A 13,617-nucleotide genomic window follows, 5' to 3' on the forward strand; every position below is an offset into this window, starting at 1 on the left:
CACCGCGCGGGGAGGCCACCAGTCACCTCCCCCGCTGTTCACCGGTTCGTCACGGCGACGACCCCGGGGTCAGCGCGAGACGGTCGCCCGTCCGGCGGCCAGCTGGACGGCCAGGTCCTCGATGCCGAGGTTGTGGGGGAGCGCGCGGCCGTGCAGGAGATCGATGCCGGCGGCGACGGCGCCGTCGCGCTGCTCGTCGGTGGCGATGCCGCCGGCGACGGAGACCAGGCCCACCGCGGCGCTGGTGCGGGCGATGGACGCCAGCACGGTCAGCGCCCGGCCGGTGTCGTCGCGGGTGGCCAGGGTCGCCAGCTCCACCCGGAGCATGTCCAGCGGCACGCGCGCCAGCAGCGCCCAGATGCTGTGGCCCATGCCGTAGCCGTCCAGGCACAGCCGCACGCCGGTGCGCCGCACGGCCTCGAGCTCGGGGACGAGCGCCGCCGAGGAGGTCACCAGGGTCTCCTCGGTGAAGGAGAGCACCAGCCGCGACGCCGGGAGGCCGGCGTCCTGCAGCGCCGAGGCGACTTCGCAGGCGAGCCCCTCGGCCGGGAAAGCGCCCGGCGGCAGGCTGACCGCCAGGTCGAGCGACTCGTCGTCGAGCGTGGCCACCTGCGCGCACGCCTCCCGCAGCAGCCAGCGGTGCAGCGCCGCCGTCTGCCCGTACCGCTCCGCGGCGGTCCACAGCTCCAGACCCCGGGAGGTGCCGCGCACGGGGTGCTCGTACACCGGGGTGGCGTGCACCAGGTCGATGCGGCCGTCGGGGGCGCAGGCGACGTCGAGGCGGATGCTCGTCGTCCCCTCGACCTGCGCGGCCTCGAGGGTGATCTCCCCCGAGCTGAGCGGGTCGTCGTCCTGCGCGACGCGCACGCAGCCCTTGCCGGCGCGCTTGGCCTCGCGCAGCGCGGCGTCGGCGGCGCGGAAGGCGGCCTGCCCGCTGCGGGGGGTGAGGACGGCGACGCCGACGCTGGCGCCGACGGCGAACGTCTGCCCGTCGGCGCGGAAGGGGTGCGCCATGACGTCGACGATGCGGGCGGCCACGTCCTCGCCGTCGGCCAGGGAGCCGTTGAGCAGGACGGCGAACTCGTCGCCGCCGAGGCGGGCGATCAGGTCGTCGTCGCGGACGACGGTGCGGAGCCGGCGGGTGACCTCGACCAGCAGCTGGTCCCCGGCCTCGTGGCCGGAGAGGTCGTTGACCGCCTTGAAGCCGTCGAGGTCGAGCACCAGCAGGGCCCGCGGCTGCTCGGAGGCGGCGCCCAGCTCGGCGAAGAGCTGGATGCGGTTGGGCACCCCGGTGAGGTGGTCGGTGTAGGCCATGCGCTCGAGCTCACGCTCGCGCAGGCGGCGGGTGGTGACGTCGCGCAGGTACAGGACGCGGCGGGCGCCGCCGGGGCGCTCGGAGGTGGAGACCTCCAGCTCGCGGGGTGCCGCGCCCTCGACCGGCACGCGGAAGTGCCGCGCGGCGTCGCCGCCGGCGCGCACGACCTCGCGGTCCTCGGGGAGCAGGAGCTCGAGCAGCGAGACCTCGCGGTCGGTCCGCCCGTCGATGCCCAGCAGGTCGCGGGCGGCGGGGGAGGTGAAGAGCAGGTGGAACTTCTCGTCGATGATCGCGATGCCGTCGGAGCTGGACTCCACGAGCTCGCGGAAGTCCTCCTCGCTGCGCACCAGGTCCTCGGTGACGCGGCTGTCCTCGCGGATGCGCAGCACCAGGCGCACGGCCATGAGCACGAGGACGACGGCGATGCCGAGCTCGGCGCCGGTGCTGACCGGCTCGCCCTGCAGGACGCCGATGACGAGCGCCGTCGGCACGCCCAGCACGGCGGCCGCGACGAGCGCGAGGCCCACCGGGCTGACCTGCGGGGCGGCGTCGCGGGCGGTGTGCCCGACGGCCCGCAGCGGGGCGCGGTAGGTGGCGAGGCTGGCCGCGAGCAGGGCGGCGGCGACGGCGCCGTCGGAGACCGCGGTCCACGTCCAGGACGGCGCGACGATGGCCATGGCCTCGGCCCCCGCGGCGCAGGCCTGCAGCGAGACGCCCACGAGCAGCGTGGTGGCCGCGCGGCGCATCGCCGCCGTCGACACGGTGCACATCACGCCGGCGCCACCGAGCATCAGCGCCGCGTAGGCGCCGTAGGTGAGCACCAGCGAGCGCAGGTCCTCCGGCGCGTTCGCCGGGCTGACCAGCGGAGTGCGCAGCACCTCGGTGACCACGAGGATCGAGGCGACGACGACCGCGCCGTCGACGGCGAGGGCGCTCCACCGGGTGCGGATGACGCGGCGGGCGAGGAGCGCGCAGGTGATCAGCGGCGAGGTGGCGCCGGCCAGCAGGATCACGTCGTCGGCGCCGAAGCCGTCGAACTCCGGGCCGGGGAAGGAGCCGGCGAGGAACTGGGCGACGGCGAAGGCGAACGCGCCGATGGTGGGCGGCCACCACGGCCGGGCCGCGGTGCGGTCCATGGACACCAGCCGCCGCAGCATCAGCACGCCGCAGCTGGTGGCGACCGAGCCGAGGACGAGCTCGTCCCACTGCATGCCGGTGCCGTCGGGCGCGCTGAACGGCACCGCGGCGGTCAGGCCGGCGATGCCGAGGAGGACGGTCCAGCGGAGCTGCACGGGGAGCTCGCGGAGCCAGCTCACGCAGGCACCTCCGGAGCGGCCCCCAGTTCGGGAACGGTCCGCCACACGCCGGCGGCGAGCTGCTCGGCCTCCAGCGGGCGGGAGAAGGCATAGCCCTGCACGAAGCGGTGGCCCATGTCGCTGAGCAGCGTGAGCACGGCGGGGGTGGCGACGCCCTCGACGATGACCGGCAGGCCCAGGCTGGTGCCCAGCTGCAGGATCGCGCGGCACAGCGCCCGGCGCTGCGGGTCGGTCTCGACGTCGGCGAGGAAGTGCTGGTCCATCTTGAGCAGGTCGACGGGCATCCCGACGAGGTAGGCGAGCGACGACCAGCCGGTGCCGAAGTCGTCGACGGCGATGCGCACGCCGAGACCGCGCAGGGCCTCGAGGTCGGCGGCGACGTGCTCGTCGAGCAGCATCGACTCGGTGATCTCGACGATCAGCCGGGAGGCGGGCAGGCCGCTGCTCTCCAGGGCGGCGACGACGTCGGAGACCAGCTCGCCGCTGCGGACCTGGCGGGCGGAGACGTTGACGGCGACGGACAGCTCGTCGTCGGTGGTGCGGGCGACGGTCTCGCAGGCCTCGGAGAGCACCCAGCGACCGAGCTCGGTGATCAGCGGGGACTCCTCGGCCAGCGGCACGAACTCCTGGGGGGAGACGTCGCCGAGCTCGGGGTGCCGCCAGCGCAGCAGCGCCTCCACCGACACGGTGCGGTGCAGGACGACGTCGACCACGGGCTGGAAGGCCAGCCGTAGCTCGCCGCGGGCCAGCGCGCCGGCGAGGTCGACGGCGAGGGTGCTGCGGCGGTCCTGGGCGTTGCGCTGGGCGTCGTCGTAGCGGTGCACGGAGCCCACGCCGGCGGTGCGGGCGCTGTAGAGGGCGAGGTCGGCGCGGCGCAGGGTCTCGCCGGGGTCGACGTTGGCCGCCAGGCCGATGACGCCCGCGGTGGCGCTGAGCGGGCCGGCCGGGGTGGCCACGTAGCCGAGCGTGGTGATCAGGCGGGTGGCGACGACCTCGGCGTCGGAGACGGTGCCGTCGACGAGGACGACGAAGTCGCCGTTCTTGCCGCGGGCCAGCCAGTCCTCGCCGCGCAGCTCGCGGGCCAGCCGCGCGGTGAGCACGCGGAGCACGGTCTCCTCGGTGCCGGGGCGCGAGGTGACCGAGGGCAGGTCGTCGATGGAGAGCAGGACGAGGGCGACCGGGGAGGTGGCCACGTGGCGCTGGACGGTGGCCAGCCGGCGGCTGAGCGCCGTGCGGTTGGGCAGGCCGGTGACGGGGTCGGTGAGCGAGAGCTCGAGCAGCTCGGGGTCGGTGCCCCGGCCGCGGGAGGTGACGTCGCGGCAGTAGAGGACCAGCGCGCCGACGTCGGGGTCGGTGCGCAGGTCGCGGACGGTCGCCTGCACGAGGCGCCACTGCCCGTCGGCGGTGCGCACCCGGGCGGTGCGGACGGCGAACTCGCCGTTCTCGCCGCGGGAGGTGGCGGTGCCGAAGAGGTTGCCGCGGTCGTCGGGGTGGATGGCCGGCTCGAGCGGCCGGCCGATCAGGTCGTCGGGCTCGCGGCCCAGCAGCGGGGCGATGCCCGGGGAGGCGAAGGTGACGCGCAGCCGGTCGTCGAGGATGACGACGGGGTCGACGCTGCTCCGCACGAGCGTGCGGAACGCGGCCTGGCTGGCGCGCAGGTCGGAGCTCAGCCGGTGCTGGCGGCGGCAGACGGCGGTGAGGGCCGCGGTGATCGGCACCAGGCAGAGCAGCGCGACGAGCGCCCGGAGCAGGGGGTGGCCGGGCAGGACGGCGGGGACGACGGCGGTCAGCGCGATCCCGAACGACAGGACGGCGAGGAGCCCGGTGCGCCCTCGTGCGGGCGGAGCCGGGACTGCAGCCGCTGGCTGCCCCAGGTCGGGCGCGGTCGTCACCTGGTGGTTGTCGGGAGGTACGGGCCGTTGCTGCAGCCGCCGTTATGGATCCGTCACCCGGATGGGTGGCGGACCGGCACCGCCCGACAGAGGGGGCGCTCCCGCGGGCTGCGCGACGTTGAGTCGCGGATCGCGTGGCCCCGGAGCAGGATCTCGCCATGCCCTCGACGCAGAGGCCCGACCGCATCCCGGCCCCCCGGGAGGGATCGTCCGACCGCCGACGGCGGGTCGCCCTGCTGCTGGAGACCGCCGACGTGCTCGCCGAGCGGGCCCGGCGCAGCTCGGACGCCGCGCAGGCGGCGGTGCTGGCGCGCCGGTCGGCCCAGCGGCGCGCGCAGGCCGTCCGGCTGGCCGCCTCCGAGTCGGTGCCGCAGCCGCGACGGCTGGGTGGGGCGTGGCCCGGACGCCTCGCGCCGTCCTGATCGGCCGCCCGAGCAACCCGGTTGTGGGCGATCAGGACACGCACGACGCCACCCGCCGCGCCACCGCGACGATCGAGTGGCAGAGTGCTGGGGGTGAAGACCTGGCTCGATAGCTGGCCGGTGTACCGCCAGCTCACCGGCTCGGACCCGCTGGGGCGCGGCAAGGCCGCCCGCAGCAAGGGCACCGAGGCCACCGTGTCGCGCACCGCGACCGCTGATCGCGTCGTCAAGAGCGTCTGCCCCTTCTGCGCCGTGGGCTGCGGCCAGAACGTGTACGTCCAGGACGAGAAGATCACGCAGATCGAGGGCGACCCCGATTCGCCGATCAGCCGCGGCCGGCTCTGCCCCAAGGGCAGCGCCAGCAAGCAGCTGGTCACCAGCCCCACCCGTGTCACCACGGTCAAGTACCGCCGTCCCTTCGGGACGGACTGGGAGGACCTGGACCTCGACACGGCGATGGAGATGATCGCCGACCGCGTGCTGGAAGCCCGTCGCAAGGGGTGGCAGCAGGTCGACGGCGGCAAGCGGGTCAACCGCACCATGGGGCTCGCCAGCCTCGGAGGGGCCACCCTCGACAACGAGGAGAACTACCTCATGAAGAAGCTGTACAGCGCCCTGGGCGCTGTACAGATCGAGAACCAAGCACGCATATAGCACTCTGCGACGGTGCCCGGTCTGGGTGCCTCGTTCGGTCGTGGCGGTGCCACGAACTTCCTGGAAGACCTCGCGAACTCCGACTGCATCGTCATAGAGGGTTCGAACATGGCCGAGTGCCACCCGGTGGGCTTCCAGTGGGTCGGTGAGGCCAAGGCGCGCGGCGCCAAGATCATCCACATCGATCCGCGCTTCACGCGGACCAGCGCGATCGCCGACCTGCACGTGCCGCTGCGCATGGGCACCGACATCGCGTTCCTCGGCGGCCTGATCAACTACGTGCTGAGCAACGACCTGTACTTCAAGGAGTACGTCGCGGCCTACACCAACGCCGCCGCCCTGGTCAGCGAGGAGTTCGTCGACTCCGAGGACCTCGACGGCCTGTTCTCCGGCTTCGACGCGGAGAACCGCGTGTACGACCAGAAGAGCTGGCAGTACCAGCCGGAGGAGCCGCCGAACTCGGGCTCGGACGACCCGGGCGAGGCCGCCGAGCAGGAGCGCACCGACCAGCACCCGGACGTCAAGCACTCCGACCGGGCGCAGGCGGCCGGGAGCGGCGGGCCGACGATCGCCTCGAAGCCCAAGCGCGACGACACCCTGCAGCACCCCCGCTCGGTGTTCCAGATCCTCAAGCGGCACTACGCCCGCTACACGCCGGAGATGGTGGCCGAGGTCTGCGGCATCGAGCCCGCGGTCTTCGAGCAGGTCGCGAAGTGGGTCACGAGCAACAGCAACCGCGACCGGACGACGGCGTGGGTGTACTCCGTGGGCTGGACGCAGCACAGCGTGGGCGCGCAGTACATCCGCACCTGCTCGATCCTGCAGACGCTGCTGGGCAACATCGGCCGCCCCGGCGGCGGGATCCTCGCGCTGCGCGGGCACGCCAGCATCCAGGGCTCGACCGACATCCCGACGCTGTTCAACCTGCTGCCCGGCTACCTGCCGATGCCGCACGCGCGCCAGCACGGCACGCTCGAGGAGTACGTCGCCGACGCCGCCGGCAAGGCCGGGTTCTGGGGCAACAAGCGGGCGTACATGACGAGCCTGCTCAAGGCCTGGTGGGGCGAGCACGCGACGCCCGAGAACGACTACTGCTTCGACTACCTGCCCAAGATCAACGGCGACCACAGCTCCTACCGCACGATCGCCGACATGATCGAGGGCAAGGTCTCGGGCTACTTCCTGGTCGGTGAGAACCCGACCGTGGGGCACCCGAACGGCCGGATGAACCGGTTCGGCCTGGCCAACCTCGACTGGCTGGTGGTCCGCGACCTGCAGATGATCGAGTCGGCGACCTTCTGGAAGGAGTCGCCGGAGATCGAGACCGGCGAGCTCGCGCCGGAGACGATCGCCACCGAGGTCTTCTTCATGCCCGCGGCCACGCACGTGGAGAAGGAAGGCACCTTCACCCAGACCCAGCGGGTGCTGCAGTGGCGGCACAAGGCGGTCGAGCCGCCGAACGACGCCCGCAGCGACCTGTGGTTCTACTACCACCTCGGCCGGATCCTGCGGGAGCGGCTGAAGGACTCCACCGACCCGCGGGACCGCCCGCTGCTCCAGCTCACCTGGGACTACCCGGTGGAGGGCGAGACCGCCGACCCCAGCGCCGACGCCGTGCTGCGCGAGATCAACGGCTTCGGTCCGGACGGCGAGTTGCTGAACTCCTACATGCAGATGAAGGACGACGGCTCGACCAGCGGCGGGTGCTGGATCTACTGCGGTGTCTACGCCGACGGCGTGAACCAGGCCGACCGCCGCAAGCCGGGCAAGGAGCAGGGACCCGTCGCCTCGGAGTGGGGCTGGGCCTGGCCGCTCAACCGCCGGATGCTCTACAACCGCGCGTCGGCCGACCCCGACGGCAAGCCGTGGAGCGAGCGCAAGAAGTACGTGTGGTGGGACGAGGCCGCCGGTGAGTGGACCGGCCTGGACATCCCGGACTTCGAGAAGAACAAGCGCCCGGACTACGTGCCGCCCGACGGCGCCAAGGCGCAGGCCGCGCTGGCCGGCAGCGACCCGTTCGTCATGCAGGGCGACGGCAAGGCGTGGCTGTTCGCGCCCGGGGGCGTGGTCGACGGGCCGCTGCCGACGCACTACGAGCCGGTCGAGTCCGTCGTCGAGAACGCCCTGTACAAGCAGCAGGCGAACCCGACGGTGGAGCGCATCCCCGGCCCGTGGAACCGGGAGAACCCCTCGATGAGCGAGGTCTTCCCGTTCCAGGTGACCACCTACCGGCTGACCGAGCACCACACCGCCGGCGGGATGAGCCGCACGCTGCCCTACCTCGCCGAGCTCCAGCCGGAGTTCTTCGTCGAGGTGAGCCCGGAGCTGGCCGAGCTGCGGGGGCTGACCAACGGCGAGTTCGCCACCCTGGTCAGCGCTCGGACGGCGATCGAGGCGAAGGTGCTGGTCACCGAGCGGATGCGGCCCATCCGGCTGCGCAACGGGCAGGTCGTGCACCAGATCGGCATGCCCTACCACTGGTCCTACGCCGGCATCTCCACCGGGGACTCGGCCAACGACCTGCTGGGCATCTCGCTCGACCCGAACACCCACATCCAGGAGGACAAGGTCAGCACCGCCGACATCGTGGCCGGCCGCCGGCCGCGCGGGCCGGGGCTGATCGACTTCGTGGAGGAGTACCGCCGCCGGGCCGGGGTGGAGTCCGGGAGGGTCGGCAAGAACGGCCGCGACCCGGTCGCCGCCGACGCCGGAGAGGGCTCGACCATCACATGACGCACCAGATGAGGAGGGCCGCCGCGTGACCTCGGTCAGCTCCGCCAGCCCGGGCCTCCGTGGCCTCCGCGACGTCAAGAACCGGCTCTTCGGGCCGCTGCCCGACGTCGCGCAGGAGGCCGGGTACGAGCCCGACCACCCCAAGCGGGTCGGCTTCTTCACCGACACCTCGGTCTGCATCGGCTGCAAGGCCTGCGAGGTGGCCTGCAAGGAGTGGAACACGCTCCCGATGGACGACTCGCACGGCCAGCGGGACGCCCTGGGCCTGTCGGGCATGTCCTACGACAACACCGGGCAGCTCGGCGCCAACTCGTGGCGGCACGTGGCGTTCATCGAGCAGTCCCGCGCCGTGGACCTGCCGATGCCGACCTTCGGCCGCCCCGGCGACGACCGGCACGACCACGGCCCCTCGCCCGCGAACGCCGGCGACCCGATCAGCCTGGCCAACGCGCAGCAGAGCGTGCTCAACGCCGAGGCGCTCTCGGAGTTCGACCCGCAGACCGGCCAGACGGGCGCGGACAAGCAGATCCGCTGGCTGATGAGCTCCGACGTGTGCAAGCACTGCACGCACGCCGGTTGCCTCGACGTGTGCCCCACCGGTGCGCTGTTCCGCAGCGAGTTCGGAACCGTCGTCGTGCAGGGCGACATCTGCAACGGCTGCGGCTACTGCGTCGCGGCCTGCCCCTACGGCGTCATCGACCAGCGCAAGGACGACGGCCGGGTCTTCAAGTGCACGATGTGCTACGACCGGCTGACCGACGGCCTGCAGCCGGCGTGCGCCACCGCGTGCCCGACGACGTCGATCCAGTTCGGCGACCTCGACGAGCTGCAGGCGCGGGCCGACGCCCGCCTGGCGACGCTCAAGGCGCAGGGCGTGGAGACCGCGCGGCTGTACGGGCGCGATGAGAACGACGGCGTCGGCGGCGACGGGGCCTTCTTCCTGCTGCTCGACGAGCCGGAGGTCTACGGCCTGCCGCCGGACCCGATCGTGACCACCCGGGACCTGCCGGCGATGTGGAAGGCGGCCGGCAAGGCTGCGGTGATGATGATCGGGGTCGCGGCCACCGCCGTCCTCGGTTCGCGGAGGCGCTGACATGACCGGCGGGATCACCAGCCCGGATGCGGGGTGGCGCCAGGCCGACCGCGGCCCTTCGACGCAGCACTCGACCAAGAAGCGCCGCAAGCGCGGCGGCGGTCGGGGTCGCGGCGAGGTCGCGATGGTCGACGACGTCGAGTTCACCTCGTACTACGGCCGGCAGATCGTCAAGACGCCGGTGTGGAAGTCGCCGGACGTGCCGCTCTACCTGTTCCTGGGCGGCGCGGCCGGGTCCTCGTCGATCCTCGCGGCCATCGCCGACCTGACCGACCGGCCGAAGCTGACCAGGGTGGGCCGCTACACCGCGGGCGTCGGCTCGATGCTCTCGGTGGTCGCCCTGGTGCACGACCTCGGCCGCCCGGAGCGGTTCCTGCACATGCTGCGGGTGTTCAAGCTGACGTCCCCGCTGTCGGTGGGCACCTACATCCTGTCGCCGTTCAGCGCGGCGGCCGGAGCGACGGCGGCCGTGGAGCTGCTGGGCTGGTTCCCCCGGCTCAAGCGCTTCGGGGGAGTGGTGTCGGCGATCTTCGGCGGACCGCTGGCCACCTACACCGGCGTGCTGCTGGCCAACACCGCCGTGCCGTCGTGGCACGCGGCCTACAAGCAGCTGCCCTACGTCTTCGGTGGCTCCGCGATGGCGGCCGGCGGCGGCATCTCGATGATCTTCGTGCCGGTCGACGAGGCCGGGCCGGCCCGCAAGATGGCCGTCGCCGGAGCGGCGATCGAGCTCGCCGTCGTGCACAAGGTGGAGCACGACCACGGCATCCTCAGCGAGCCGTTCCACGAGGGCCGGCCGGGGAAGCTCATGCAGGCGGCGAAGACGGCGACCGCCGCGGGCGCCGGACTCACCGTCCTGGCCGGGCGCACCCGCATCGGCGCCATTGCGTCAGGAACGCTTCTCGCCGCGGGATCGCTGCTCACCCGCTTCGGCGTCTTCGAGGCCGGCATCGCCAGCACCAAGGATCCGAAGTACGTCGTCGTCCCGCAGCGCGAGCGGCTCGAGGCCGGCACGAACGAGCACGCCTCCACGGTCACCCGCTGACCGGTCCGGCGCCTGCGGGCGCCGGACCGGCGGGTCGGTCAGATGAGTGCGCTGTCGACTCTCTGCTGCCAGGCGAGCTCGTCGATGACAGCGCGCTTCTCGACGTCGTCGAAGCGCACCTTCTTCCAGCGGCCCTCCGAGGCTGATGCACCGTAGGCGCCGCTGCGGTGCCACTCGCCCTTGCGGGTCAGGAACCACGACCGACCGTGGTAGTCGGCACCCTCGAATGCCCAGCCGGCGAGCTTGCCCATCCCGGCGCGCCGCTTCTCGACCTCGCGGGCGTAGGGGAGCAGGTAGAGGCAGGTGTCGGTGAACTCGGCGGCGTTCAGGCCGCGCAGGACGTGCACCGCGGAGCGGACCTCCTGCTCGGTGCGCTTCTCGTCGCGGGCGTAGAGGATCCAGACGGCGTCTTCGGCGGCCAGGTCGAGCAGCTCGGTGCGCTGCCGGTGGCGCTCGGCCTCGGCGGCGGCCTTCTCCTCCGCGCGGCGGCGCTCCTCGGCGAGGGCGGCGGCGCGGGAGCGCATGCGGGCGTTGGCCAGGTCGCGGTCGCAGACCCGCCAGCCCTGCCAGAGGGCGGAGTGGTCAGCGCAGACGGCGCGGGTGCACTCGGTGCACTCGCCGATGGCCGGGTCGCCGCAGCGGCAGAGCGCGGCCTCGTCGTCGGCACGGGTCTGGATGTAGATGGTGCTGCAGCGCTTCGTCTCGGCCGGCTCTGCCGTCGGAACGGCCGGTCCGCCGACGAGTTCGCCGACACGGACGACGGCGTCGCAGCGCCAGTAACCGGGAAGGATCTGCGTGCGTGCGTCCGTCGCCCCGCAGGTGGGACAAGGCATGGCCGAAGGGTAGGAGCGGAGCGGCGCGGCCCGATCGATGCCGTGGAACGTGTCGCTAACGCCGCAGCACGTGCGCCACAGGCGTCACGCCCGTTGTGCAGATGTCGCCTCCGCGGCGGTCGAGGGCCAGACTCTGGAAGTACTGGTTGGCGGCCAAGAGTCCGCTCGCTGCCAGACGATGTGGAATCCTAGCCGCCATGGAGCAGGAGCAGGATCGCGGCCAGTCATCAGCGCTGAGGTCCGGCGGCTGGACCTTCGCTACCTGGGCCTACCTTTCCGCGATAGCCGTAGTAGCCATAACGGTATACGTCTTCGTTCTCCCCTGAGCTGTCATCGGCTCGGGTTCAGCGGTGAGAGCTCACCCTTCTGCGGAATGTAGCTGACGTTAGCCGCGGTAGATGCCGGAAGCTTTCAGCTTCAAAGTCGTAGCATCGGCTCCTCGAAGTCTTCCGTAGTGGACCACGTCGATCTCGCTTTGAATTATGGTGGCGGGATTTCCTGCCACGATTGTTCTCGGCGGCACGTCCTTAGTCACCACGGCGCCTGCGCCCACGATACTGTTGTTCCCGACCCTTACGCCGGGAAGAATGAGGCTGCGCGCGCCGATAAAGCAGTTGGCTCCCACGACCGTATTCAGGTAGAGCCCACGCGTGCGATCGTGAGCGAGCACTACGGCGCCAAAGGCGATGTACGAGTACTCGCCGATGTGCACGCCGGCCGGATGAGTCTTGTCCAAGTGCGCCTTGAGCGACACGATCGCCGTGGGATGTACATGCATGCCCCATATTTGATTATGAGCGAATCGGCGCAGGAGCATGATGCTGCGTCGTAGAAACTCAAGTCTGTGAAGGGTGAGCACCTAGCTTGTCCTCTCAATTGCGCGGGGTGCGAGTTAAGTGTCGCGCCAGGGACACGTCGGGCTTCGGTCGACTAACCCATCGGCTGGCGAGAGCTGCGCTTCATCGAAGTCCTCTCGTCATCTCGGCCGCGCCTCGTACGCGGCTGAACTGTGTAGGGGCAGTGCTGCCATCGGCGTCGATCGTCCGCCGAAGCGCGGCTACCAAACCCAGGAGTAGGAAGAAGAGGCCGGCGAACGTCGGAAAGGTCAGTGAGTCGAAAGTGAACGAAGCGAGGAGGGCCACGGCTGCGGTAGCGGCCATGGCTTGACCCAGATGTACGTCGAATTCGTCCCTGCCCAGCTTCCGCACCTGGCGCCCCAGGCCGAACATCCCTGTGAACAGGGCACACAATGCAATGGTCCCGATCACTCCCAGTTCCAAGAGGGAGACTAGAAGTTGGTTGTCGAGTACGCGGTAGATCTCCGGAACGAATGTCCCCGGGCCTCGGCCGAACCACGGCCTGTCCCAGAAGTACATGGCCACCGCCTCATAGTCTTCGCGGCGGCCAGCGATACTGGGATCGTTGTCAAAGTTCAGGAAGCTCGACCGAATCGTCCCCAGTACGCCGGGATTCACTAGGCGGAAGGCGGCGAGACCCACGACTGCTACGACCGCTGCCCGGCGAAGCACACGGCCCCGCCAGATGGAAGCGAGGACGAGGAGGCCGACAACCAAACCCAGGAAGCCTGCACGTGAGATGGAGAAGGGGATCGCACTGGCGACGAGCGCAAGTAGCACCCATCGGCGTCTAGCCGACGCTTTAGACCTGGCGAAAAGTGCTCGGTGAAGGGCGAGGGGCAGCACCATGGCGAGGACTACGCCGAACTCGATGTAGTGCTGCTGCGTACCGTAAACTCTGCTGAAACCCGGGCCGCCACGTTGGCCGAGGCCGACGAGTTGAAGGTTGTACTGCAGGCCCGGGAGGCGCAGGTACGGCACAAGGTCGAGGCCGTAGAACTGCAGTACGCCTAGCGCCGCGCTGAAGCCGGCGAGCAGGGTGACGGCCTTGACGACCTTGTACACCTCCGCGCGATGGCGCAAACCGTCGGCGGCGACGAGCGCGACGCCGAGCCACGAGCCAAGGCTCAGCAGGAAGCGATCCGTGCTTCGCGCCTCAAGAGGAAGTAAGCCGCGATCGAAGCCCAGCGCGTATGCCAGGAACAGCACGAGGGTGAAGACGAGCAGAAGCGCGTGTACGGGTTGTGTGCGTGGCCTGCTGAGGCCCGGCGCCAGACGCCAGAAGATCCACCAGGCGAGCAAGCCCAGGCCAGCGATGACCGCTGGTCGGCCGGCTCCACCCAAGCCGGTGACGACGAGTCGCGCAGGCAGAAGGAAGAGCAAGCAGAGGTAGACGATTAGCAGATTTGATGCCGTGAGGCGTGGGGGACGCCTCAGAGCATGACGCGCTTGGGAGC

Annotated in this window: 8 protein-coding genes and 1 pseudogene; 4 read left to right on the forward strand and 5 right to left on the reverse strand. The window is 71.2% G+C overall.

Annotation, left to right across the window (positions count from 1 at the left end; genetic code table 11):
• Window positions 1-69: 69 nt before the first annotated feature.
• Together DQ244_RS00620 and DQ244_RS00625 are read right to left on the reverse strand one after the other, a co-directional pair.
• Window positions 70-2,631: a diguanylate cyclase domain-containing protein gene (locus DQ244_RS00620; RefSeq protein ID WP_113809561.1), complete on the reverse strand. Its 2,562-nt coding sequence runs from the start codon at window positions 2,629-2,631 to the stop codon at window positions 70-72.
• Window positions 2,628-4,523, reverse strand: coding sequence for a bifunctional diguanylate cyclase/phosphodiesterase (locus tag DQ244_RS00625; RefSeq protein WP_113809562.1), 1,896 nt, complete (start codon window positions 4,521-4,523; stop codon window positions 2,628-2,630). Before DQ244_RS00625 ends, DQ244_RS00620 begins: the two co-directional genes overlap by 4 nt.
• A gap of 158 nt (window positions 4,524-4,681) precedes the next feature.
• Here DQ244_RS00625 and DQ244_RS00630 point away from each other — a divergent pair, with 158 nt between their 5' ends.
• The 4 genes and pseudogenes from DQ244_RS00630 (at window position 4,682) to nrfD (ending at window position 10,470) form a co-directional block, all read left to right on the forward strand.
• Window positions 4,682-4,945 carry a hypothetical protein gene (locus DQ244_RS00630; RefSeq protein WP_147251431.1) on the forward strand — a complete coding sequence of 88 codons (264 nt, stop codon included), beginning with the start codon at window positions 4,682-4,684 and terminating at the stop codon, window positions 4,943-4,945.
• A gap of 87 nt (window positions 4,946-5,032) precedes the next feature.
• Window positions 5,033-8,332 (forward strand): annotated as a pseudogene (fdh, locus tag DQ244_RS00640) (formate dehydrogenase).
• A 25-nt stretch (window positions 8,333-8,357) separates the two neighbouring features.
• Window positions 8,358-9,425 carry a 4Fe-4S dicluster domain-containing protein gene (locus DQ244_RS00645; protein WP_113809565.1) on the forward strand — a complete coding sequence of 356 codons (1,068 nt, stop codon included), beginning with the start codon at window positions 8,358-8,360 and terminating at the stop codon, window positions 9,423-9,425.
• A gap of 1 nt (window position 9,426) precedes the next feature.
• Window positions 9,427-10,470, forward strand: coding sequence for an NrfD/PsrC family molybdoenzyme membrane anchor subunit (gene nrfD, locus DQ244_RS00650; RefSeq protein WP_113809566.1), 1,044 nt, complete (start codon window positions 9,427-9,429; stop codon window positions 10,468-10,470).
• 38 nt (window positions 10,471-10,508) lie between these two features.
• Here the strand turns inward: nrfD and DQ244_RS00655 are convergent, their stop codons facing one another.
• The 3 genes from DQ244_RS00655 to DQ244_RS00665 all read right to left on the reverse strand — a co-directional run bounded on the left by DQ244_RS00655 (window position 10,509) and on the right by DQ244_RS00665 (window position 13,543).
• Complete coding sequence (locus DQ244_RS00655) at window positions 10,509-11,303, reverse strand: hypothetical protein (protein WP_113809567.1); 795 nt, start codon at window positions 11,301-11,303, stop codon at window positions 10,509-10,511.
• Between the two features lie 385 nt (window positions 11,304-11,688).
• On the reverse strand, window positions 11,689-12,162 hold the full coding sequence (locus DQ244_RS00660) for a DapH/DapD/GlmU-related protein (protein ID WP_113809568.1): 474 nt from the start codon (window positions 12,160-12,162) through the stop codon (window positions 11,689-11,691).
• A 100-nt stretch (window positions 12,163-12,262) separates the two neighbouring features.
• The gene (locus tag DQ244_RS00665) at window positions 12,263-13,543 is read right to left on the reverse strand and encodes an O-antigen ligase family protein (protein WP_147251432.1); all 1,281 of its coding nucleotides are present in this window, start codon (window positions 13,541-13,543) and stop codon (window positions 12,263-12,265) included.
• Between the last annotated feature and the right edge of the window lie 74 nt (window positions 13,544-13,617).

Origin of the sequence: Blastococcus sp. TBT05-19 (assembly GCF_003319095.1) — a bacterium.
GTDB lineage: Bacteria > Actinomycetota > Actinomycetes > Mycobacteriales > Geodermatophilaceae > Blastococcus.